Source organism: Variovorax sp. PBL-H6 (genome assembly GCF_901827155.1).
In the GTDB taxonomy this organism is placed as follows: Bacteria; Pseudomonadota; Gammaproteobacteria; order Burkholderiales; family Burkholderiaceae_C; genus Variovorax.
Window position 1 is genome coordinate 130,357 of the sequence record NZ_LR594659.1, and the last position, 21,470, is coordinate 151,826.

Consider the following 21,470-nt stretch of genomic DNA (forward strand, 5'->3'; position numbering starts at 1 on the left):
GGAACCAATATGACCCCCACAGACGACACCCGACAAGCCATGACCCCCGGCGCCAAGCGTGCGGGCCCCGGCGAATACCTGTTCAACATGAACGGCGTCAACCAGATCATGGGCGGCCCTGCGTACTCGCCTGTCTTCGGCAGTTGCGTGGAAGGCGACCGCATGATCGTCGCGCTCATGCGCTATCCGAAGGGAAAGCCCTCCGACCGCCATTCCCACCCGAACGAGCAGTGGATCTACGTGCTCGAGGGAGTGCTGGAGATGGAGTTCGATGGAACTGTCTTCAAGGCGGGGCCGGGTGACTGCATCTACGTTCCCGCAAACAAGATGCATCTGGCAGCCAACAACGGCGACAAGGACGTGATCTTCTTCACCTGCAAGGACACGTCGCATGGATTGCACGGAATCAAAGCCCCGAGTTGAACAAGGAGACGGACATGCCATTCATCGATCTGGACGAAGTCTGCGAGGAATTCGTCACGCCTAAACATTCCACGGCCTTCGGTCGCCTGGTCACGGGAGAGCAGGTGGAACTGGGGGTCCTGCGCTACAAGAAGGGTGAAGGCGCGGAACCGCACCAGCACCCGCACGAGCAGATCTTCCTCGTGCTCAGCGGCGTCGTGCGTGCAACCCTTGGCGGAGAAGTCCGGGATCTGCACAAGGGCCAGGTCATGCACGTGCCGCCGAATCTTCTGCACGGCATCCGCATCCTCGAGGATGCGGAAGTGATAAGCGCCAAAGGCATCGTCGACGGCGTCGGCCACAGGATCTGAAGCGCACCAGGAGTCCGGCGACGTACTCAGCTCGCGCTGCCGTCGCGCGCCGGGGCGAGCGCGGCAGCGACGCGCAACACCTTCTCGAGCTGCTCCACCGTGTAGGGCTTCTGCAGCCAGAAAGTGCCGGGCGCGAGCCGCGGCGGCCGCGGCAGGCCGGTGGCGAAGATCACCGGAAAGCCACCTTGCCGCTGCAGCTTCTGCGCGAGCTCGACGCCGGAGAGCGCAGGCAGGTTGATGTCGGCCATCAACACGTCGAAGGCACCGTCGAGGAAGCGATTGATGGCGACCTCTGCGCTCTTCACGCCCGTGGCCCAGTGGCCGAGTGTGCGCAGCAGCTCCAGCGTGACCGCCAGCATGTCGGGATCGTCCTCGACCAACAGGATGCGCAGCTTGCGTGTCGATGCCGGCACGCGGCCGGCCGCGGTGCCATGGGTCAACTCGGCTCGCCGTTGCGCGACCCAGTCGAACAGGCAACGCTGGAACTCCGCGTTCCAGGCCGGATGGGAGAGCGCATGGTCCGCGCATTCCAGCGTCTGCACCTGCAGGGAGCGCGCCTGTGAGAAGGCTGCCGCGTAGTTCTCGATGACGGGGCGCGGCACCGTGTCGTCGCTGCCCGACCCGACCAGCAGCACATCGCCACGGAAGGCGGTGCAGGCGGCCAGCGCGCGGTTGTCCTTGGCGCGCAGCCGCAGCAGCCGATAGGCTGCCAGGTCTTCCTTGTCGAGCTCCTCCTTGGGCCTCGTCCAGCCGATGTCGCGGTAGAGCGCCGGTGCCCGCAGCGCGAGCCAGCGCACCGGGCGCAAAGCACTCGCGAACGCGGCGAGGTAGCCTCCATAGCTGACCGCCACCATGCCGATCGCATCGCGATCCACCTCCGGCTCGGCGGCGAGCGCGTCGTAAGCGGCCAGCACATCCTGCAGGTTGTCCTCGCGGGTCACCGCGGCCCGTTCGGCCGGCGACCATCCCTCGTTCGGCACATCGACCAGTCGGCAGACCCATCCCTGCGCACAGAGATCGCTCGCCAGCGCGCGGTAGCGCTCGCGGTGGTCGTCGTCCCACCCGGGCACGAGCAGCGCGCCCGGTTTTCGGGCGGTGGTCGAAGCGGCCGGGCTGTCCATGTTCTGTGGTTCTTTAAGGTGGGGGCGGGATGGACGATGCCGTCGTAGCGGCCTGCGCTCCGTCAGCAGCGACCGCGTGCAGGTGCCCGCCGATGGCTCGGTGCCCCGTCTCTACAATGCGGGCCCTTTGCCAGCCCTTGTTTCGCGCGCCATGGACATCGTCGTCAACGAAGAACTTAAAGCCTACATCGACCCCTTGACGCCGGAGGAGTACGAAGCACTGGAGCGCAGCCTGCTGGCCGAAGGCTGTCGCGATGCGCTGGTGCTGTGGGGCGACGTGCTGGTGGACGGCCACAATCGCTACGGCATCTGCCGCAAGCACGGCCTTCCCTTCCAGACGGTGCAGAACGCGCGCTTCCGTTCCCTCGAGGACGTGCACCTGTGGATGATCGACCAGCACCTGGGCCGCCGCAGCATCTCCGACTTCCAGCGCGGCGTGCTGGCGCTGCGCAAGAAGGAGATCGTGGCCGAGCGGCGTGCCCGTGCGGCGAGCCCTGCGCCAGCCGCGGAAACTCCCGCGAACCCCCCGCCCGCCGAAACGGCCCACGGTGCCGCGCCCCCCGCCCCGCTCGACAGCCGCGAGGCTGTCGCCAGGGCCGCACGCCTGAGCAGCAGCCAGGTGGTGATGATCGAAAAGATCCAGAGGCAGGCCGCTCCGGAACTGGTGGCCGCCGTCAAGTCCGGCACCATCTCCATCAACGCCGCGGCGGCCGTGGCCACGCTGCCGGCGCAGGAACAGGTTGCCGCCGTGGTCGCCGGCAAGGACGAGCTCAGGCAGGCCGCCAAGCGCGTGCGCGAATCGAAGCGCAAGCCGCGCGACGCATCGGCCGATGCGCCGCAGGAGGACGCCGAGCCTGGGGACGACGAACTCCGGGCGCTGCGCCGTCGCGTGGCGGAACTCACGGCCGAGAACGATGCGCTTCGCCGGCAAGTGGCCGCGCTGCAGGCGTCGAGCGATGCCGTGGCGGGGGCCGAGCTGCCCGCACCCTTCTAGCCCCTTGCTGGAGGGCCTAGTAGCGGATCATCACGCCGGCCTTGATGCCCATGTTCTCCTTCCCGTCCGTATGTGCGCCGGCGGAGAAGGAAACATCGCCGCCCGTGCTGGCGCCGAGCGAGTAGTTCGGGCGCGAGCCCGAGGTGTCCACGCCGCCATAGGCGCCGCTGCCGTCCTTGCGCTGCAGGCCCAGGGTCCCGCCATTCGCGGTGGCCGCCTTCTCGGTCGGGGACAGGTTGGGACTGACGTAGATCGAACCTTCGTCGTTGCTCTCGACAGGGAGCTTCGGTGTTTGTGCAAGGGCGGCCGCGCAGCAGGCGGCGAGGGCGAGCGATATCAGGAGGGGCTGGCGCATGAGAGGGGACAAGTCGTCTGGCAAACCGACGACCTTATCGAAGGCGGTCTGGCGGGACAAGCGTTCCGGCCATGACGTGATGATCCCGCCGCTGCAACGCGGCTTCGACGACACAGAAATGTTTTCACATGTGTTTGCGGCGGCCTAACCCTGCAGCTCGCTCTTGCGCTCGATGATGCGCGACACCAGGCCGTACTCGATGGCCTCGTGCGCCGACAGCCAGCGGTCGCGCTCGATGTCGATCATCACCGCCTCGAACGACTTGCCCGTCTCGCGCGCGATCGTCCTCGCGATGCGCTCGCGGGCCTTGAGGATCTCCTGCGCGTGGATCGCGATGTCGCTGGCCGGCCCGCCGGCGCCGCCGCTGGGCTGGTGGATGAGGAAGCGCGTGTTCGGCAGGCAGAAGCGCCGCTCGCGCGGCACGGCCAGGTACAGGTGCGTGGCTGCACTGCCGACCCAGCCGGTGCCGATCATGCGCACCGGTGCCGCGATGAAGCGCACCACGTCGTGGATCGTGTCGCCCGACTCGAGGTGCCCGCCCGGCGAGCTCACCAGGATGTCGATGGGTGCGTCGCTGTCGGCGTCGAGTGCGATCAGCCGGCGCGTCACGTCGCGGGCCGAGGTGTCGCTGATCGCGCCGAAGATCAGCAGCGTGCGCGACTTGAAGGCCTTTTCCTCGAGGTAGGAACTGCTGCGCGGCTCGCCGGTCGGGGTGTCCGGTGCGTCTTCGGGGGTTTCCATGTCGTATTGCTCCTTGGCTGGATGAGATGCCATGACGAAGAGGCAGCTTACCTCCGCACGGCATCGCGTGAACGCGGGATCGCGAGGGAACGCGCATCTGCCCACAATCGAGCCCAGGGACCGCGCATCTCGCCACGCTGTCACACATCGGTCCCCGCACGTGCCCCGCCGCGCGTGCTTCGCTTGCGTCTCAGGGCGCAAGTGCGCCGAAGTCGTTCATTGCCTCAGCGCGTGCGGCGGGCTCCGGTGTCCTCGATGGGCTCGCCATCTTCCTTCGTGAACGGGGCGATCTTGCCGACGGGCAGGATCTCCAGCACCTCTTCCGAGGGGCGGCAGAGCTTGGTGCCCAGCGCAGTGGCGACGATGGGCCGGTTCATCAGGATCGGGTATTGCGCGATGAAGTCGAGCAGCTCGTCGTCGGTCCATTTCGAATTGCCGAGGTCCAGCTCTGCATAGGGGGTTCCCTTTTCGCGCAGCAGCGCGCGCAGGGGCTGGCCCGTGGCGGTCGCAATCTCGCGCATCTGCTCGCGGGTGGGCGGCGTCTTCAGGTATTCGATGACAGTGGGCTCGATGCCCGCATGACGCAGCAGCGCGAGCGTGTTGCGCGAGGTGCCGCAGGCGGGGTTGTGATAGATCGTGACTTCGGACATGACGGCATTCTGGCGTGCGCGCTCTGCCGTGTGGGTTAGCAAGCGTTTTCGCCATCCACTTGGATGGTGTTAGGATGGCGTCATGCCACGAAAAAGCGCCTCCCTTGCCGCCTCGCCCAGACCCGCCGACGAAAAGATCACCATCAACGTCGGTTGCGTGGACCTCGGCCAGATCGACCTTCTGGTGCAGGAAGGCTTCTATGCCAACCGGACCGATCTCATCCGCACGGCGATACGCAACCAGCTCGCGACCCAGGTTGACGTCGTGCGCCAGGTCGTGTCGAGCAAATCGCTGGTGCTCGGAATCCAGCACTACGACGCGGCCGACCTGCAGGCCATTCAAGCGGCCGGACAGAAGTTGCAGATACGCGTGCTCGGCCTGGCCGTGATCGCGGCCGATGTCACGCCGGCGCTCGCGCTTGCCGCCATCGAATCCATCACGGTCCTGGGCGCGCTCCACGCGAGCCCCGCCGTCAAGGCGGCGCTGGCCGCACGCATCCGCTGAACGTACCCACTGAACGCACCCCACAGAACTCCACCCGAAAGACCCCAATGAACTTTGACCTGAAGCACCTGATGGCAGAAGCGACCCGGCTGACCCGCGCCGGAGACTTGCGGGCGGCAACCGCCGCCATACAAGCCGCGCTGCGCGGGGCCGAGCCTGCGCAGCCGGTGACAAAGGAGCCGGTGACCGAGGAGCCGGGCGGCGTGATCGACGTCGAGGCCAGGCAAGTGCCCGACGCTTCACCGGCTCGCGGCGTCGACGATGCGCCTGCCGCGTACGCCGATGCCTCCGTTCCCGGCCGCTTCGTTGCCGGCAGTTTTGCCGACGCGGCGGGCCGCCGCGACTACAAGCTCTACATCCCGCCCGAGGCCGGCCAACGCCCGCTGCCGCTGGTCGTGATGCTGCACGGCTGCACCCAGGATCCGGACGATTTCGCAGCCGGCACGGCGATGAACGAAGCCGCACTGGCGCAGGGATTCTTCGTGCTGTACCCCTCACAGTCCCGCCAGGCCAATCCCCAGGCGTGCTGGAACTGGTTCAAGCACAACCACCAGAAGCGAGGTCGCGGAGAACCGGCGCTCCTGGCCGCAATGACGAAGGCGGTGATGGCGCAATACGCGATCGATCCGCAGCGCGTCTATGTGGCGGGCCTGTCGGCGGGTGGCGCGATGGCCGCGATTCTCGGCGAGGCCTATCCCGACCTGTACGCAGCCGTCGGCGTTCACTCCGGGCTGGCGGCCGGCGTCGCAACCGACCTGCCGGCTGCGCTGATGGCGATGAAGAGCGGCGGGGTCCTGCAAGGCGGCGCTGCCAGTGGCGTGCCCACCATCGTCTTCCATGGCGACGCCGATGCGACCGTCCATGCAAGCAATGGCGAACAGGTCATCGCGGCCAGTGTTGGAAATACGGCCACGGTCGAGGTTCAGCATCTGACCGCGAACGGCGCTCGCGCCTCGACGCGCCGCTTGCACCGGTCCGCCGACGGGCGCGTCGTGGCCGAGCACTGGACGGTGCACGGCGCCCCGCACGCGTGGGCGGGCGGCAGCGCCAAGGGCTCCTACACCGATGTTCGCGGACCGGATGCGAGCGCGGAGATGCTGCGTTTCTTTTTCGAGCATCCGCGCAAGACGGTGCACTGAGCTGCACGTGGCCTGCTGGCAGCCACGATCAAGGCGCGCTCGACCGCCATCGCTTCACGAGGGCTCGAACGGTTGAAACAGGGGCGGCTGGTCCAGGGCCAGCGCATCGAAGAAGGCGCGCGCGCTGGACGCCTCGCCGAAGTAGCTGAAGTGTGTGGCCTCGTGGCCCTCGGCCAGCCAGAAGCTCGAGCCTCCCCGCCGTCGCGCGCCCCCGTACATGGACGCTGTCTGCACCACCAGGTCGCTTTCGGTCCAGGAGGCGCCCACCGTCCCCAGGGCCTCGACCCAGGCTGCATTCTCAAGGCCCCACACGTTTCCACCAACCACGCGCAGATCTCCCGGCAAGGGCTCGATCGGGCTGTTGAGCCATTGAATCAGCGGAGCGTCGGGCAGCAGGGAGGCGATGCCCGGCACCTTGAAGGGCCTGGTGCGCGAGCGGGCCGCTTCCATGAGGAAGACCTCGAAGGCGGGCGGAACGGAGATGTGCCCAAGCCGGAGAGCGTTCTTGAACAGCGACAGCCAGATGTCGAGGCGCTTTTCTTCGATCGGGATGCCCTTGGCGGGGCAGGCGACACGCACCACGCGGTCGATGTTGATATCTTTGGCCCGCATCACGCTCCCCAGTTCGAGCAGGGCATGGCGGTCGGCCACATGGCCATCGGCGGAGAAAAAGGTCGAAGCGACGCGCTCGATCTCGCCGGGCTGCGCGGCAACGCGCGCCAGGACCTCGGCCACCAGCCCGCCGCTCGAATGCGTCGCCAGATGCACCGGCCCCAGCGATGGCAGCAACCTGGCGAGCGTGAGAGCCGCGGCGATCGGGCTGTCGCCGACCGTCCGATAGTCGAACGCATACACCCGGTCTCGGTACGTGCGGAACAGGCCATGACGCAACTCGTGATGCGCGGTCCACAACGCCCCGAACGTGCTGGCCGTGTCGAGGAAGACTCCATGCAGGAAGACCAGGGTCGGGCTCTTCCCCGAGAATTGACCTTCCAGCGAGCCAGCGGGCGGGAGCCCCTTGAGTGCTGCCAGCGCATCGGGCTGCAATTCGTACAACCCGGGCCCGACTTGGTTATCAATCTGGAGCAGCGCCTGGTCCAGCGTGACGCTCGCGTCTTTCGCGGCGCCACCAAGGAAATGGATGCGCGAGAAAGGTGACGATGGTTGCGCAAGATCACCCGGGCGCTCGGCCTCTGCGGTGCTCTGCCGGAGAAGCAATTCGGTGGCATTCGAAGGGTGCAGAGTCAATGTGGTGCCATCGGATGTCTCGACGGTCACGACGTCCTCGCCAGGGACTGCGGACGCCAATTGCCGCGAAGAAGAGGGGAGCGCTTCCGTCGCGCTCTCGGTCGCTTCGCCGATGGTGGGCACATATCTCACATGGCCTTCCTCGGTCGCATGCGCCAGCAGCAAGCCGCGAAGTGCCGCCCCCCGAAGCCCCGTGAGCTCCATGTAGCGGGCTGCGAGCCCCGCGACCACTGCGCATGCGAAGGACGTGCCCGACATCGTGGTGTAGCGCGCCTGCGGCAATACCGCGCCCTCGGGGTCGCCACTCGTTCCCGCACCTGCGGCAACCAGCGCGTTGGCGCCGGGCGCCCAAAGATCGGGGCGCTCCTTCTGCAGCTTGCCGTTCCGTTTCACCGCCCCGCGGTTGCTGAACGCCAGCGGCCTTCCGTCCTCATCCAGGGCGCCCACTGCGACCACCTCGGGCATCGCGGCCGGAAAGTTCACCGGCTCCTGCGAGCCCTCGTTCCCGGCCGCTGCCACCACCAGGATGTTCTGCGCCGCGATCAGGCGCAGGGCGCGAGCCATCGCTTCATCCCACGTACTCATGCCAAGCGGCACGCACAGGATGTCCGCACGTTCCTCGGCCCGCACGCTCAGCATGGCGTCGAGGGCCACGAGCACCGTGCTGGTCGCGCCGCTGCCTTGCGCGTCCAGTGCCGCATAGGACTGCAGCCGCACCCTCGGCGAAATACCGACGAAACGCCCCGCGACGATGCTCGCGACAGCCGTGCCATGGCCGTGCGGGTCCGTGGACGCGCCCTCGATGAGCAGGTGCTGAAGCTCTGGATGCTTCGCATCGACGCCCGTGCCGAGGATGGCCACCCGCACGCCGGTGCCGAAGGTTTCGCGCAAACGCCGCTCCGGAAGGCCGAGCCACACCGGCCAGTTCGCCACCGGCGCAAGGCCTTCGCGTGCGTGGTCGGCGAGCACCTCGACGGGGGCGCCCGACCGCAGTTCGTCGGCCACTCTGGCCAGCTGCTGGTCCTTGCGTGCCAGCGGCGCCAGCGCGCGCAGCACGCCGGACCGGTCGCCGTGCAGGATCTGCAGGAGCAAGCGACGGTCGTACAGGACGCGGCGCGCACCCTCGGCGCCCCGTGCAGCAATCGCATGGTGCAGCAGGTGGTCGCGGAGATAGGCTGGCTGCAGAAGCGGCTTGAGGCTGCTGAGCGCGCATTCGACCAGGATGGCTTCGTGGGCCTCGCGCACTTCGTCGCGATAGACACTCTGCAGAAACTGCGAAACCGCCGGGTGCAGTGTGGCGGCAGTGCCATCCGGCGTGCGGCATTGCCAGGCGAGTTGCACCGCGAGCGCTTCGCTGCCGGTCTTGCGGTCGGGATAGCCGGCGCGTCGCGCCGACATCACGATGAGCCCTTCGCGCTCGGCCGCAGTCAGCTGGCGCAGCACCCTCAGGCTGAGCGCGCCATAGTTGGATTCCGGGCGCTCCGTATCGCGGTGCGGCCAACGGCGGACGCCACGCAGCCAGCCGGCGCCGACGATGGGCACCAGCGAAGGCACGCCCTGGTGCACGGGCCACAGGTCCGTCGCCTCCGTGTCTCCCAGGCCCATTTGCATCAGGTGGGCCCGGGCCTCTGACGCGTCGAGGTGGCCGACATCGATGTCCCCCTGGCGCTGCATGCGCACGTCGATGCAGGTGTCGCCGCCGACCCGGCGCTTGGCGCCGAAGCGGACCACGAGCCGCTGCAGGTGGGGCGCTGCGGGCTCGGCCGGCGGGTCGGTGTCGAACCAGACTCCGCCGCCGAAGCGCGACCGGACCGAAGGCCGCCGCAGCACATTGCCGAGGAGCGTGCGCACGCCCGCACCCGGCATTGCACGCAGGCGCAGCACGCCGCCCGGTGCCAGCGCGAGCACGCGTTGCGCCAGCCGATCCTCGAGAACGGGCCGGGGCACCAGGCCTTCCATGAGTGGCGGGAGATTGCGAAGCGCGCCCAGCTCGGCCGCCGCGCCTTGCAAGGGCGTTCCGCCGCGCTCGACGCCGGGCATCGACGCACCCCCGCGCAATCCGCGAAGGTGGCGCGAGAGCTCGAGGAAGGAACGCGCCGACGCCGGCAGGAACTCCGTTCCGCGCGGGTCCCGCAGAAGGGCGGTGAAGCTGGCCAGCTTGGTGCCGGTCCTGGCCTCGACGAAGCGCCGGATTGCCTCGCGCGACTCCGCCATGGCGCTGCTGGCCTGGCGCTGTTCCTCGCCCGACAGCGATCCGTGCAGCCATTCGCGTACGCCGGGCACGAAGTCGAACACCATGTCCTGCGCTGCACCTTCGGCCGGCGAGACGCGCACCAGGAGTCCCGACAGCAGCACTTCGGCAGCGGGCGCCAGCGAGCGCGGGCCGGGCAGCGAATGCAGCAGCAGGCGCATCACAGGCAGGGTGATCCACGTGCCGGCCAGCAGCCGAAGCAGGGCGAAGGCCCGCGCCGATGCGGTCGCGCGAAAGCGCAGTACGCGCTCGCGCGCGGCTGCTGGCGTACCGATGGGAGCGGTCGCCGCGCCGGCGGTCGGCACGCCCGGCGGCAGCACCGGCGCTGCGTCGTCCTCGAGCGACACGGCGGCATGCTGAAGCAGGCGCGGCGACATGACGAAGTCGGCCCATGCTTCCAACGCGGGTGCGTCGAGCGAGAGCATCGGCACGGCGTCCAGGCCGCCCCGGTCGCGGAACCCTCCGCGCCACAGGTCGAGCCGCTGGAGCAGCCGGTTGACGCTGCCGCGCTCGCGCGCGCGAACCAGCTCCGGCGCCTCGCCGAGCGCGGTGAAGCCCCAGGCCTTCGGCGGCAGCATCTGCACGATCGCCAGCACCGAACGCGCGCCGAGGTCGCGCACGAACTTGCGCAGCACCTGCCCTTCCCATTGCGCTGACGCGCCGTGCGTCAGCAACAGCGCGAGCAGCGGCCGTTGCGACTGCAGCATCGCGCGTGGCGCGCACGGCATGCCCGACGGCGACTCCACGTTCATCGCACCCGCCCTGATCGACCACCGCCACAGCCTCACCTGCTCGAACGCACCGTGGCGCGCGAGCAGGTTGCGCAACTCGACCAGCGTGTCCTCGAAAGCAAGCATCGCCTCATCGCGCTCGGCAAGCAGCACGACGTCGAACCAGCGCTCCGCCACCGGCCGCAGGACCGGCACCAGGGCATAGGCGCGCGTGCCGGGCGCAGCGCCGGCCAGCAGTTCGGCGCACGCCTGCGCGCTGGCTTCGGCGGTGGCCTGGGTGTCGATCACGCGGCGATTGCGGGACGGGCGCTTGCGCAGGAAAGGCTTGAGCGCCCGCTCGATGGCGGCGCGGCCCGGCAAGGCGTCTGCCACCGGGACCTGCACACGACGCGCGCTGAGCTGCTCTTCTCCGTCCTTGCCGGGTTGCGCCACGAAAAGCGAGGTGCTGCCGCCCCACTGCTGCACTGCGCCATCGCGCTCCATGCGGTCTGCGCCGTGATGCCGGTCCGACGAAGGATCCTTCTTCCCCGCAGGCACGCCGCCCGCGTTCGCACCGCCGCCTGCGTTCGGCGGTTTGCCCGGGGCGCCGGCTGGCGTCGCCGGCACGGGCAGAAGCCGCGCGAGCCACAGCGCATCCGCACGTTCCAGCGCGTCGGCGCCCGTCATATCGGTCCCCAGCAACCGAAGGGCCTCGTTGAAGCGGCGCCGCCCGTCCTTCGGCCCGGGTGGCGGTGCGGGAGTCTGGGCCATGCGTGCGTTCAGCTTCAGTCGAGGCTCTTGAACAGCACATCGAGGATGCGCTCCTGCTCCTCCTTCGACAGGCCTTGGCGATGCGGGCTGAGGTATTGCGCATTGAGCAGCTGGTCGGTGGCCAGCGCACCCTGCTCGCGACGGCTCAGGAACTCGTTGAGCAGGCCTTGCATCTGGGGGTCGATCGCCATGGCCGGCAGGTGCGCGCGCACGATGCTGGCGAGCTGGGCTTCGTCCGGGTCGGCCAATGTGCATTGCACGCAGCGTCGCAGGAAGGGTGCCGGAAAATCCCGCTCGCCGTTGCTCGTCATCACGATGAACGGGAATTCGCTGAAGCTGACCACGCCCTTGTGCACCGTCACCGGGGAGCCTTCGATGGAGCGCACCGCAACATCGGGCTGTCGGTCGGCCACGCGCTGCAGCTCGGCGATGCTGAACGAGCCGGTGTCGAGCACGCCGAGCAGGTCGTTGGGCAGGTCGACATCGCTCTTGTCGATCTCATCGATCAGCAGCGCGCGCGGGGCATCGGCGGCGGCGAGCGCGCTGCCGAGCGGCCCGAGCGTGACGAAGGCGCCCAGCTCGTCGAAGCCATCCGCCGCGGCGCCGTCGACCGCGTTCATGGCCGTCTTCTGCGCCGGCAGCCCGGCCGCGGGCTTGGCCGCCGAGCGTGCCTGCTGCTGCTGGATCTGCTGCAGGCGCGCCAGCGCGTCGTAGCGATAGAGGCCCTCCTGCAGCGCCGAACGCGAGTTGATGGGCCACACCAGCACGTCGCCCAACCCGAGCTGCTGCGCCACCGAGTACACCAGCGAGCTCTTGCCGGTGCCAGGCTTGCCGGTGATCAGCAGCGGCCGCCGCAGGTGCAGCGCGACGTTGACCGCGTCGCGGACCTTGTCGGTCGCGCGAAAGGTGCTCGCAATCACGGCGCGGCGCCCCGGCCCCGGCTGGCGCCAGGGCGGCGGCGGGGGCAGTTTCACCTTGCTCTTCGCGGGCTTGGCATCCGGGTTGTAGATCTTCCATTCGGCCATGTCGGGTCCTCGTTGCGTGGATCTCAGGTCGGCGCTGTGCCCAAAGTCTGCAAGCGCTGTGTCTGCGCATAGGGGTTGCGGTCCGGCTCGTCGAGGAACAGCACCAGCTCGGGCAGCTTGCTGCCGCTGCGGGCCTGGCAGAGCGCTTCAGGCAGCTTGTTCAGGCGCTGGCCGGCAAGCCAGGCGCGCACCGTGTTCTTGAAGGCGGCGGCATCGTCCGGCTCGGCGCCGGGCCACACCATGTACGGCTCGCCGTCGATCAGGTGCTTGAAGAACTTGCCGAGATTGCGGCCTCGCTGCGAGGGACTCGGCGGCAGGTAGATGAGGCCCAGCACGTGCGCCTCGTCCTCGCCCGCTGCGCGTTGCTCGTCGTCGAAGCGGCAGTGCAGCTGTTCGCTGGCGCGCGCCCGCTCCTGGGCCTGCCGCCCACGCTGCTGCCAGAGTGCGGGCTGCAGCTTCGCCTCCTTGCCCTGCAGCCGCTCCTTCCAGCGCCAGCAGATCGGCCAGACCGCATCCAGCTCCACACGCTGCAGCGCCGCGCCGGTGTCCGCCGGGTTGCCGGTGAGCTCGCCGATGTCGACGCTGTAGCTCAACCATTCGCGCTGGCCGCACAGCAGCAGGAAGGGGGCCAGGAGTTCCACGCGCACTGGCCGCGCCTCATCGCGCTGGACATGGTTGATGAGGGTGTTGAGCTGCTCGCCCATCGGCCCTTCGAGCTCGAGGTCCGCACCGGGCTCGATGACGGAATCGCGCAGCAGCCAATAGCGCTGTACCGAGGGCTCCAGGGCATTGGCCCGGTGTTCGAGCTCTATGTAGATCACCACCGAACCCTTCGGCAGATCGGCGGTCGGCTGCACGGCTGCCAGCAGCGGCGCCATCAGGGGATCGGCCTTGAGCTCGGCATCCAGCCGTGCGGCTGCGTCCGTCGAGCGCGCTGGGGCGCCGGGCTCGGCGGCCTGGTTCATCGCCATCAACATCAGGCGCAGCAGGGCGGCATGGGCGCGGCCCTGGTTGCGCGTGACGTCCCGGTTCATGTCGAGCGACCACAGCAGCAGCTCGCGCAGCTCGGCGAACTGCGGGGCGTGGCGCGCGTCTTCGTTGGCCAGGTGCCGCGCGAGTTCAGTCCACTGCGGCACGCTGAGGCCGAGGGTGGCCAGGCGCGGGGCCCATTGCTGCACCAGCTTCACGCGGTCCCAGGCATCGCGCAACAGGTCGGGCTCGGGCGCATCGGGCGCGTTCCCTTCGATCTTCTTCGCAAGGGCCTCGAGGGTGTCCCCGCGGATCGCCTTGGCCAGGGCCGCGGGTGTTTCGCCGGTCGATGCAAGGTCGAGCCAGAGGTGGCGAAACAGCACCTCCGAGAGCTGGGCGCGCCGAGCGTTTGCCGCCATGGCCCTGTCGTCATCGCCCGAACCGAAGCGGCTGGACCACTGGTCGCCCGAGCCTTGCGTCCATTCGAAGCGAACCGGCCGCGAGGCCAGGCCCGCGACCCGATCCATGAGCAGCGCGTCGAGCGGCCGCGGAGAGGGCGGCCACTCGATGGCCTTCAAGACATCGAGCGCCATGCTCGCCAACGTGGGCTCGAAGGGGTTCAACGATGCGATGGCGGCAGCCGTGGAAGAGAAGTAGAAATGCTGTAGGCGCGAGGTCTTGCCCGTACCGCTCAGCTGCACATTGCCGGGCCGGTCGCTGATCACCTGCGCACAGCTGTCGATCGCCCCGATCTGCAGAGGAGGCATCCGCGCGCTGCGCAGGTGCTGCAGCAGTGAGTCGAGGTCCCACGACTGCAGGTTCTCCAGGTCCTCCGTGTCCTGCGTCAGCAGGTAGCGCTGCCGGTTGTTCATCACGCCATGGCCGATCCACAACAACAGCAGGACGTCGGCGGGCGGCGTGCGGGCCAGCTTGCCCAGGGAAGCGCGCAGTGACGCCGCGTCCGCGCGGTGCGCCTCGGCGCCGTTGAGCAGCCTTGGGCGCAGCGTGTCGACGCGGGCCGCTTCATCCGAGCCCGGCGTGGCACTGACGTTCATCAGCAGTTCGACCTCGGCCCGATCGCGCAGCCATTCGGCCCACTCCAGGGCCCGGAGCGACACCGGCGCCTTGAAGTCGAGGCTGTTGCGCTTGCCGGGCGGCGCGGCATGGCACTCGACGGCAACGATCCACGCCAGGATGGACGCCACGCCTCATCCGCCTTTCAGGAAGTCGGCGATGGCCGGCCAGACCTGCGCGCGGTTGCCGAAGTAGGCGCCGTGCGCTTCGGGAAACGGGGCGCCGTTGTCGACCGGCAGGTCGAGCACCTTGCCCTTGAACACGCCGGCCGCCGGGTAGCCGAGCATGTCGTTCTCGTCGTAGATGTTGAGCCATCGCTCGGGAAAGAAGTCCGGCAGGCCGGAGCCGAGCACGCGGGAGGCCAACGCATCGATCTCGTAGAAGAAGGCTGCCTGCGAACCGACGGTGATCAACACATCGATCGGGCGCCTTTCCAGTGCTAGCCAGTCGACCGCGGCGATGCCGCCCAGGCTGTGCGCAAGCAGCACCCGCGCGCCAGTGTTCTGGACGTTCAGACCGATGAAGTCGCGCAGGGTCGAGCCGCGCGCCTGGTAGCGCAGGATGTCGCCGACCACCGGGCTGGTGAGGTCGGTGAGGCTGCCGCGCCGCCGGCGGCCGTAGGCGGTCATGCGACCGAGCAGCCAGTCCGTGATGCCGGCCGGCGGGCCTCCCAGCGGTGGCAGCAGCGCATCGGCCAGTGCATCACGCGTGGCCACGGCGAGTGTCGGCAGGTTCAGTTCGCGCAGCCGGGCCTGCAGGCCGGCCACCAGCGCGCGCGCGACGAGTGGGCTGGCCGCTGCCTCCGACAGCGTGAGCGCGCTGACCACGGTCTGCCATTCCACATCGGCGAGCACCGTATCGATGAAGGGCGCCCATTGCGCGGGCAGGCCGGTGTTGGACAACAGCGCCTCGATGGGCGCATGGTCGCGCAGCCGGGCAATGCGCACCCAGATCACCGGCCCGGGCTGCTCGAGGAGATAGGTCTCGTCGGGCGCGACGCGGAGTTCGATGAGCGGATCGTCGGCCAGCAGCGTCCAGCGGGCGCGCTGCTGCGCATCGAGCGAGGCCGTCGGGTTGCCGGTGCGCACATAGCTGGGCACCGAGGCTCCATGCTTGTTGAGGGCGGCGCCGAACGCATCGCCCCACGGACAGGGCTCGATCTTCCAGCCAGGGAGGAACTCGGCCGCTTGCGCCTCCAGCAGTTTCATCGACGCGGCAAGGCCTGGTTGGCGAACGCCGGTCCCATGGATGAACAACAGGGTCGATGTCATGCGAACCGCTCCTCCGACGTTGAGTTGGGACGCATGCTCGGGCCTCGGCGGCGCCGCTGTCAACCCCAATCCGGGGGAGCCCTGGTGGGTTGAAAGGCCCTAGTCGATCCAGGGCCCTCCCAGCATCGCTTGTATATAGGCGGCGACCTTCACCAGGTCCTCGTCGGACAGCGGGATCGGCGGTGCATCGACGAGGTGCTCGGCGACCATGTGCAGCTTTGCCGATGCATTGGGCTGCTCGTGGAGCAGAACCGCAATCGCGGTGGTCTGGGCGACCGCCCGCAACTCGAGCGCACGGAGTCGCGCATCGACTTCTTCCATTTCCATTGGGCCTTCCTCCCTGAGGGGCAAGTTGAGGAAAACTGGATTCTGCTTCCAAAGCGGGCGCGTCATGTCGGAGGTCCGGCGGCGGCCCTGGGAAAACGCCATCGGCCTTTGCGCATCAAGGCAGGCGTTGACAGCGCGCATCAATCATGTAGCATCGTTATTGGCATACCATTTGGGAATGCCTTTGTATGGGAATCGCTATGGATGCACGCAAGTCTTCCCCCGTCCTGCAGGTGCAGGGCGTGGACATTCGCTATGGCGGAAACCGGGTGGTTTCCGGTGCGTCCTTCGACGTTCGAGAGGGCGAGTTCGTGACGCTGCTGGGTCCGAGCGGCAGCGGCAAGACATCGCTGCTGAGGACGATCGCCGGCTTCATGCCCGCCAGTGCCGGCCAGATCCGGTTGCGCGGCGAGCCGATGGAAAAGGTCCCTGCCTACCAGCGCGATGTCGGCCTCGTGTTCCAGAACTACGGCCTGTTCCCCCACATGACGGTGGAGGGCAATCTCAGTTTCGGGCCGCGCATGATGAAGGTGCCCGCGGCCGAGATCGAAGTCCGAGTGGCCGAAGTGCTCGCGCAAGTCCGGCTCGAGCGGCTGCGGGAGCGCTATCCACATGAGCTCTCCGGCGGCCAGCAGCAGCGCGTGGCCATCGCGCGGGCGTTGGCGATGCGGCCTTCGCTGCTGCTCCTTGACGAGCCGATGTCCAACCTGGACGCGAGGCTGCGTTCCGAGATGCGGGTGGAACTGCTCGTGTTGCTGAAGCGCCTCGGCATGACCGCTGTGGCGGTAACCCACAACCAGGAGGAGGCGCTCGGGATGTCGGACCGCATCGTGGTCATGGCCGAAGGCGGCATACGCCAAGTGGGAACACCGGCGGACATCTACCTGCGCCCCGCGGATTCCTTCGTGGCCAACTTCGTCGGTGACGCCAACGTGGTCGAAGCCCAGCACGTGGGCTTCGCGCCCGACGGCGACTCGCTGTACCGCTGCGCCGACGGGATGGTGATCCGGGGCACGGCTGCCGGGGCGCAGCATGGCCAGACCACACGCCTTCTGATCCGGCCGGAACTGATCGAAGTCGACGTCACCGGCAAGCAGGCCGGCGACGATTCCACGAGCGGGTTGGCCGCTCACATCGTGAGCACCGCGTACATGGGCGCCTTTACCGAGATCCGGGCGCGCGTGGGCGCGGAGCGGCTGCTGGTCAAGCTGCCTGCAGGGGTGCATGCGCCTGTCTTCGAGGCGGGCCAGGCGGTTCTGATGCGATGGGCACCCGAGGCCGTGAAGGTGCTGCAGCCATGAGTCGCACGGCAACTTCCCTGGTTCCCGTTCAATCGGACAACGGCCCTCCAGACGAGGTGCCATCGATTCGCACCCCAAGGGGCGCAGGCTCGCTGCAAAGATGGCTGCTGCTTGCACCTGCGTTGCTCGTGCTCGGCGTGTTCGCCATTGCGCTGCTCGACCTGCTGAACTGGAGCTTCTACAGCGACGGCAAGCTGGGCGCGGCGCCCAGCGGCGAGATGGGCTGGGCCACCTACACCCGCGTCCTGGGCGATCCGCTCTACATGGGCGCCATCCTCGCCACCATCCGCCTGTCCGCGGTGGCGACGGTGTGCAGCCTCGCCCTCGGCCTGCCGGTGGCCTACTGGATCGTGCGAACCGAATCGAGCCGCGTCCGGGCGCTGCTCATCATCCTGGTGGCGGTCCCCTTCATGACGAGCCTCATCGTGCGCCTCTATGCGCTGCTGCTGGTGCTTGGCAACAGCGGCCTGCTGAACACCTTGCTCCAGTCGATGGGCTGGATTGCGGACAACGACTTCATTGCGCTGGTCCGCAACGAGGTCGGCGTCTCCATCGGGCTGACCTATTTCGTCCTGCCCTTCGTCATATTCACGCTGGCCGGCAGCTTTCGCCGCTACGACCGCACGTTGGAAGACGCAGCCCAGAACCTCGGCGCGGATGAGGTGGTGACCTTCGTTCGCATCACGCTCCCACTGCTGGCGCCCGGCATCCTCGCCGCATGCACGCTGGCCTTCGTGCTGGCGGGCACGGCGTTCGCCACGCCCTTGATCCTGGGCGGCAGCGCCGTGCGCATGGTGGCGAATGTCATCTATGACCAGGCGATGTTCGCGCAGAACATGCCAGTGGCCGCCGCGCTCAGCGTGCTGGCCCTGTTGTTCACGATCGCCTGCCTCTATGCAGCCGGGCGCCTGTCCCGTGGGAGGAAGCATGCGTAAGCACCGCAATGGCGCCCATCGCGCCCGTCGATCGCTGGCCTTCGGCGTTGTCTGGGCGCTCAGGGCCGCGGCGTTCGGCTTGCTGTTCCTTCCCATCCTGCTGGTGGTCCTCCTTTCCTTTTCGGGCGATGCCTACACCACGCTGCCGCCGCAAAGCTATTCGCTGCGCTGGTACGCCAACGCGATGTCGCGCGGCGAGTTCGTCGAGAGCTTCATGACCAGCGTGCAGGTCGCGGCACTCGCAACGCCGCTGTCGGTGGTGATCGGGACGCTCGCAGCCTACGGCCTGTGGAAGTACCCGCGTCCCGGCGCACGCGCATTGGAGTCCCTGCTGATGGCGCCGATCCTGCTGCCGCTGGTGGTGACCGGGCTGGCCCTGCTTGTCTTCTTCAACCGGGGGTATCTCCACACGGGGTTGTGGAGCATCGTGCTGGCGCACGTCATCGTCACCTTCCCCTACAGCTTCCGCTCGGTGCTGGCAGTGCTCGCGCGCTATGACAGGCAGCTCGACGAGGCGGCTGCTTCGCTGCGCGTGCACCCGGCCAGGGCCTTCTGGCACGTGACCCTTCCCATGATCCGGCCGGGGCTCTTCGCCGGCGCGCTGTTCGCGTTCGTGATGTCCTTCGACGACTTCGCCACGACGATCTTCCTGATCACGCCAGGAACGAAGACGCTGCCGATCGCCATCTACCAGTACATGGAATTCAATCTGGATCCCACCGTGTCGGCGGTCTCCGCCATGCTGGTACTGCTGTCGGTCGTCGGCGTGCTGGTCATCGACAAGATCCTGGGCATGGATCGGTTCGTAGGCCTGCGTGCCTGAGACAAGCTGAGAGAAGTCGAGAAGGAAAGAGCGAATGGAAAAACCGAACCTCACACCGCTGGAGGGACCTTGCGTCTGGACCGGCGAGTCACTGGCCGCCGCCGAAGGCTGGCGCTCGGTCGTAGGCCCCGGCGAGGCCGCCGCCCTGAAGCGAGCTGCCCGCGCCGTCATCGCCACTGGCAAGTCGCTGGAAGCGGTGCGGCGCGTCGACTTCCAGGTACCGGAGATGCAGGCGACCTGGGCCCGGATCAGCCGCGAACTGGAGCACGGGCACGGCTTCGTCCTGGTCCGTGGCGTGCCGGTGGAAGACCTGTCGGACGAAGAGTGCAAGTTCCTCTTCTGGGGCATCGGACTGCAGCTGGGCGTGCCGTTGTCGCAAAGCCGGCTGCAGAACTACATCGCCGAAGTCAGGGACATCGGCGAAAAGATGGGGCAGGCCACCACGCGTGCCTACCGCGCGGGCGGGCCGCTGCGTTTTCATACCGACCAATGCGACGCGCTCGCCCTGCTGTGTCTGCGCGAGCCCATCTCCGGCGGCCACAGCCGCGTGGTGAGTTCGGCCGCCATCCACAACGAGGCCATGCGGCGCAGGCCCGACCTGCTGCCCGTTCTCTGTGCGCCTTTCTGCTTCAGCCGCCAGGGCGAGGAAGTCGAGGGCGAGGCGCCGTGGTACGAGCGGCCCATCTTCGATCGAAGCCTGGACGGCAGCTTCACCAGCCTGTTCTCGCTCTCCTTCATCGAGAGCGCGCAAAGGCTGCCCGAGGTCCCGCGACTCACCGCGGTGCAGCGCGAGGCACTGGATCTGGTCGCCAAGCTCGCCGAAGAACTGAGCACGACCATCGAACTGCGCAAGGGGGACATGCAGTTCTTCAACAACCATGTCGTCTATCACTCGCGCACCGACTACCAGGACCACGACGACGTCGCGAAGAGGCGTACGCAGCTGAGGCTCTGGCTGGCTACGCCCGATAGCCGCCGCCTGCCCGATGGCGCGGGCGTGTTCTTCGGTGCCACGCAGCCTGGCGCGATACGCGGCGGCATCACCCCGCCAACGGGGCGGCGCTTCGCCTTCGAAGAATGGCACAGCGCAGGCTGGACGGATGCCGACCTTCGCATGTTCAGAAGCGGCCGTGGTGCATGAGCGCGCAGGGCACTTCGCCCGGGAAGAGGCCTGTGGTTTTCAAGATAGACTTGCCGAGGACCCCCTCCCGAACCCACCGCCGCGAGTCAGTCGTGCACGCATCATGAGCAAATCCACGGAAGCCGATCGTGTCTTCAACGGCATCGTCACCGATATCCTCGCCGGCGCGATCCGGCCGCGGGAGCGGCTCTCTGAGCGCGAGCTGGTGTCCCGTTTCAAGGTGAGCCGCACGCCGGTGCGCGAGGCCACCAAGCGGCTGCTGGAACGTGGCTTCATCGAAACCGGCCCGCGCGGCGTGGCCGTCGTCGTGGACGTCAGCGCGGAGGAACTGCGCCAGCTCTATGTGTTGCGCCTGCAGCTGGAGAGCGCGGCGGCACGCGAGATCGCGGCGAACATCACGCCGCAGGAGATCGCGGCGTTGAAGCAGATCAACAAGGAATTCAAGCAGGCACTCGAGCAGCGCGACCTCGTGAGAATGCTCGAGGTCCGCGCCGACTTCCACGCCCTGCTCGGCGGCGCCACGCGCAACCGTTGGCTCGCAGAGGTGCTGGTGATGTTGCGCGACAAGGCCTACGTCGTTCGCCACTACCACTGGCAGGATTTCCATCGCGCCTCCGCGACCCTGGACATCCACAACCAGATGATCAAGGCGCTCGAAGCCAAGGACACCGAGGCGTTCGAGCATCTGGTCTGCCAGCAGATCAGTGCAGCCATCGCCACCTACGAGAACCGGCTGCAGGCGCCGTCGTGGAGCGCTTCCGCCAGCGCGGCGCCGTTGGTGGCCAAGACGCCGCGGCCCAGGCAGCCGACTGGCCGTGCCGCCGCCAAGGCGGTGAAGCCGAAGCCCGCGGGCAAGCAGGTGCGCGGCAAGGCCATCGCCTGACACCAGCACTCACCGGGGGGGTGCGAAAGCAACCTTCTCGCCCCCGCGCCGATCAGAGTGCGGCAATTGCCTGGAACTCGATCAAGAGACCGGGGTCCGCCAGGTGGTTCACTTCGACGATCGTGCTGGTGGGCAGCCGGTCCTTGAAGAACTCCATGCGCGCCGCGACGATTTCCTTGAACTGGCGCACATCCGTGGTGTAGACCACGATCGAGACGATGTCGTCGAGCGTGCCGCCCGCCGCTTCCAGCACGGTGCGCATGTTCCGGATGCACTGGCGCGTCTGCTCGGCCATGTCGCCCGGCCCGACCAGCTTGCCATCGCCATCGCGCGCGAGCTGGCCCGACAGGAAGATCAGGGACGAGGGCTTGTCGACGCGAATGAAATGGTGATAGACGGTCTTGCGCACATTGGCCAGGCCGGGGGGATCGCCGCGTGTGATTTCGCTCATGGTGTTCAGTCC

21 protein-coding genes are annotated in these 21,470 nt (G+C 68.0%); 11 read left to right on the forward strand and 10 right to left on the reverse strand.

Annotation, left to right across the window (positions count from 1 at the left end; translation table 11 throughout):
- The first annotated feature begins 9 nt into the window (after positions 1–9).
- Together G3W89_RS00630 and G3W89_RS00635 are read left to right on the forward strand one after the other, a co-directional pair.
- A complete protein-coding gene (locus G3W89_RS00630) occupies positions 10–423 on the forward strand; it encodes a cupin domain-containing protein (RefSeq protein WP_162572303.1) in 414 nt (137 codons plus the stop codon).
- Positions 424–437: 14 nt separating this feature from the next.
- Entirely contained in the window at positions 438–773 is a 336-nt protein-coding gene (locus G3W89_RS00635; RefSeq protein WP_162572304.1) for a cupin domain-containing protein, read from the forward strand.
- A 26-nt stretch (positions 774–799) separates the two neighbouring features.
- Here G3W89_RS00635 and G3W89_RS00640 read toward each other — a convergent pair whose 3' ends face one another.
- Positions 800–1,894, reverse strand: a complete 1,095-nt coding sequence (locus tag G3W89_RS00640) for a response regulator (protein WP_162572305.1) — start codon at positions 1,892–1,894, stop codon at positions 800–802.
- Positions 1,895–2,045: 151 nt separating this feature from the next.
- On the opposite strand from G3W89_RS00640, the gene G3W89_RS00645 reads away from it, so the two are divergent.
- Positions 2,046–2,888 carry a plasmid replication/partition related protein gene (locus tag G3W89_RS00645; RefSeq protein WP_162572306.1) on the forward strand — a complete coding sequence of 281 codons (843 nt, stop codon included), beginning with the start codon at positions 2,046–2,048 and terminating at the stop codon, positions 2,886–2,888.
- A gap of 16 nt (positions 2,889–2,904) precedes the next feature.
- Here the strand turns inward: G3W89_RS00645 and G3W89_RS00650 are convergent, their stop codons facing one another.
- Positions 2,905–3,243 (reverse strand): hypothetical protein, encoded by a 339-nt coding sequence (locus G3W89_RS00650; protein WP_162572307.1) that lies wholly within the window; start codon positions 3,241–3,243, stop codon positions 2,905–2,907.
- Here G3W89_RS00650 and G3W89_RS00655 point away from each other — a divergent pair.
- Positions 3,242–3,391 carry a hypothetical protein gene (locus G3W89_RS00655; protein WP_162572308.1) on the forward strand — a complete coding sequence of 50 codons (150 nt, stop codon included), beginning with the start codon at positions 3,242–3,244 and terminating at the stop codon, positions 3,389–3,391. The two genes, G3W89_RS00650 and G3W89_RS00655, sit on opposite strands and share 2 nt — an antisense overlap.
- Here the strand turns inward: G3W89_RS00655 and G3W89_RS00660 are convergent.
- On the reverse strand, positions 3,388–4,017 hold the full coding sequence (locus G3W89_RS00660) for an ATP-dependent Clp protease proteolytic subunit (protein WP_269474937.1): 630 nt from the start codon (positions 4,015–4,017) through the stop codon (positions 3,388–3,390). The genes G3W89_RS00655 and G3W89_RS00660 overlap by 4 nt on opposite strands.
- A 191-nt stretch (positions 4,018–4,208) precedes the next feature.
- Entirely contained in the window at positions 4,209–4,634 is a 426-nt protein-coding gene (arsC, locus tag G3W89_RS00665) for an arsenate reductase (glutaredoxin) (RefSeq protein ID WP_162572310.1), read from the reverse strand.
- Between the two features lie 82 nt (positions 4,635–4,716).
- Between arsC and G3W89_RS00670 the strand changes: the two genes are divergently transcribed.
- Positions 4,717–5,139, forward strand: a complete 423-nt coding sequence (locus G3W89_RS00670; protein ID WP_162572311.1) for a CopG family transcriptional regulator — start codon at positions 4,717–4,719, stop codon at positions 5,137–5,139.
- Positions 5,140–5,186: 47 nt separating this feature from the next.
- Complete coding sequence (locus tag G3W89_RS00675) at positions 5,187–6,278, forward strand: extracellular catalytic domain type 1 short-chain-length polyhydroxyalkanoate depolymerase (RefSeq protein ID WP_162572312.1); 1,092 nt, start codon at positions 5,187–5,189, stop codon at positions 6,276–6,278.
- Between the two features lie 54 nt (positions 6,279–6,332).
- On the opposite strand, the gene G3W89_RS00680 is transcribed toward G3W89_RS00675, so the two are convergent.
- From G3W89_RS00680 to G3W89_RS00700, 5 genes are all read right to left on the reverse strand, one after another.
- On the reverse strand, positions 6,333–11,258 hold the full coding sequence (locus G3W89_RS00680) for an SAV_2336 N-terminal domain-related protein (protein WP_162572313.1): 4,926 nt from the start codon (positions 11,256–11,258) through the stop codon (positions 6,333–6,335).
- A 14-nt stretch (positions 11,259–11,272) separates the two neighbouring features.
- Complete coding sequence (locus G3W89_RS00685) at positions 11,273–12,283, reverse strand: AAA family ATPase (RefSeq protein ID WP_162572314.1); 1,011 nt, start codon at positions 12,281–12,283, stop codon at positions 11,273–11,275.
- A 23-nt stretch (positions 12,284–12,306) separates the two neighbouring features.
- Entirely contained in the window at positions 12,307–14,457 is a 2,151-nt protein-coding gene (locus G3W89_RS00690; RefSeq protein WP_162572315.1) for a hypothetical protein, read from the reverse strand.
- Between the two features lie 3 nt (positions 14,458–14,460).
- Positions 14,461–15,597: a hypothetical protein gene (locus tag G3W89_RS00695; RefSeq protein WP_162572316.1), complete on the reverse strand. Its 1,137-nt coding sequence runs from the start codon at positions 15,595–15,597 to the stop codon at positions 14,461–14,463.
- 99 nt (positions 15,598–15,696) lie between these two features.
- Positions 15,697–15,924: a hypothetical protein gene (locus G3W89_RS00700; RefSeq protein WP_162572317.1), complete on the reverse strand. Its 228-nt coding sequence runs from the start codon at positions 15,922–15,924 to the stop codon at positions 15,697–15,699.
- A 200-nt stretch (positions 15,925–16,124) separates the two neighbouring features.
- Between G3W89_RS00700 and G3W89_RS00705 the strand changes: the two genes are divergently transcribed.
- From G3W89_RS00705 to G3W89_RS00725, 5 genes are all read left to right on the forward strand, one after another.
- The gene (locus G3W89_RS00705) at positions 16,125–17,225 is read left to right on the forward strand and encodes an ABC transporter ATP-binding protein (protein WP_162572318.1); all 1,101 of its coding nucleotides are present in this window, start codon (positions 16,125–16,127) and stop codon (positions 17,223–17,225) included.
- Positions 17,222–18,160, forward strand: coding sequence for an ABC transporter permease (locus G3W89_RS00710; RefSeq protein WP_162572319.1), 939 nt, complete (start codon positions 17,222–17,224; stop codon positions 18,158–18,160). Before G3W89_RS00705 ends, G3W89_RS00710 begins: the two co-directional genes overlap by 4 nt.
- Positions 18,153–18,983: an ABC transporter permease gene (locus tag G3W89_RS00715; RefSeq protein ID WP_162572320.1), complete on the forward strand. Its 831-nt coding sequence runs from the start codon at positions 18,153–18,155 to the stop codon at positions 18,981–18,983. Before G3W89_RS00710 ends, G3W89_RS00715 begins: the two co-directional genes overlap by 8 nt.
- Before the next feature lie 34 nt (positions 18,984–19,017).
- Positions 19,018–20,124, forward strand: a complete 1,107-nt coding sequence (locus G3W89_RS00720) for a TauD/TfdA family dioxygenase (RefSeq protein WP_162572321.1) — start codon at positions 19,018–19,020, stop codon at positions 20,122–20,124.
- A 103-nt stretch (positions 20,125–20,227) separates the two neighbouring features.
- The gene (locus G3W89_RS00725) at positions 20,228–21,007 is read left to right on the forward strand and encodes a GntR family transcriptional regulator (RefSeq protein WP_162572322.1); all 780 of its coding nucleotides are present in this window, start codon (positions 20,228–20,230) and stop codon (positions 21,005–21,007) included.
- Positions 21,008–21,059: 52 nt separating this feature from the next.
- On the opposite strand, the gene G3W89_RS00730 is transcribed toward G3W89_RS00725, so the two are convergent.
- Entirely contained in the window at positions 21,060–21,458 is a 399-nt protein-coding gene (locus G3W89_RS00730; RefSeq protein WP_162572323.1) for a RidA family protein, read from the reverse strand.
- Between the last annotated feature and the right edge of the window lie 12 nt (positions 21,459–21,470).

Coding starts and splice junctions, on each gene's coding strand:
- G3W89_RS00695 (WP_162572316.1), bottom strand. CDS start 15,597: ATGACATCGACCCTGTTGTTCATCCATGGGACCGGCGTTCGCCAACCA.
- G3W89_RS00635 (WP_162572304.1), top strand. CDS start 438: ATGCCATTCATCGATCTGGACGAAGTCTGCGAGGAATTCGTCACGCCT.
- G3W89_RS00655 (WP_162572308.1), top strand. CDS start 3,242: ATGAGAGGGGACAAGTCGTCTGGCAAACCGACGACCTTATCGAAGGCG.
- G3W89_RS00730 (WP_162572323.1), bottom strand. CDS start 21,458: ATGAGCGAAATCACACGCGGCGATCCCCCCGGCCTGGCCAATGTGCGC.
- arsC (WP_162572310.1), bottom strand. CDS start 4,634: ATGTCCGAAGTCACGATCTATCACAACCCCGCCTGCGGCACCTCGCGC.
- G3W89_RS00650 (WP_162572307.1), bottom strand. CDS start 3,243: ATGCGCCAGCCCCTCCTGATATCGCTCGCCCTCGCCGCCTGCTGCGCG.
- G3W89_RS00705 (WP_162572318.1), top strand. CDS start 16,125: ATGGATGCACGCAAGTCTTCCCCCGTCCTGCAGGTGCAGGGCGTGGAC.
- G3W89_RS00630 (WP_162572303.1), top strand. CDS start 10: ATGACCCCCACAGACGACACCCGACAAGCCATGACCCCCGGCGCCAAG.
- G3W89_RS00660 (WP_269474937.1), bottom strand. CDS start 4,017: ATGGCATCTCATCCAGCCAAGGAGCAATACGACATGGAAACCCCCGAA.
- G3W89_RS00640 (WP_162572305.1), bottom strand. CDS start 1,894: ATGGACAGCCCGGCCGCTTCGACCACCGCCCGAAAACCGGGCGCGCTG.
- G3W89_RS00670 (WP_162572311.1), top strand. CDS start 4,717: ATGCCACGAAAAAGCGCCTCCCTTGCCGCCTCGCCCAGACCCGCCGAC.
- G3W89_RS00725 (WP_162572322.1), top strand. CDS start 20,228: ATGAGCAAATCCACGGAAGCCGATCGTGTCTTCAACGGCATCGTCACC.
- G3W89_RS00645 (WP_162572306.1), top strand. CDS start 2,046: ATGGACATCGTCGTCAACGAAGAACTTAAAGCCTACATCGACCCCTTG.
- G3W89_RS00675 (WP_162572312.1), top strand. CDS start 5,187: ATGAACTTTGACCTGAAGCACCTGATGGCAGAAGCGACCCGGCTGACC.
- G3W89_RS00710 (WP_162572319.1), top strand. CDS start 17,222: ATGAGTCGCACGGCAACTTCCCTGGTTCCCGTTCAATCGGACAACGGC.
- G3W89_RS00720 (WP_162572321.1), top strand. CDS start 19,018: ATGGAAAAACCGAACCTCACACCGCTGGAGGGACCTTGCGTCTGGACC.
- G3W89_RS00685 (WP_162572314.1), bottom strand. CDS start 12,283: ATGGCCGAATGGAAGATCTACAACCCGGATGCCAAGCCCGCGAAGAGC.
- G3W89_RS00700 (WP_162572317.1), bottom strand. CDS start 15,924: ATGGAAATGGAAGAAGTCGATGCGCGACTCCGTGCGCTCGAGTTGCGG.
- G3W89_RS00715 (WP_162572320.1), top strand. CDS start 18,153: ATGCGTAAGCACCGCAATGGCGCCCATCGCGCCCGTCGATCGCTGGCC.
- G3W89_RS00680 (WP_162572313.1), bottom strand. CDS start 11,258: ATGGCCCAGACTCCCGCACCGCCACCCGGGCCGAAGGACGGGCGGCGC.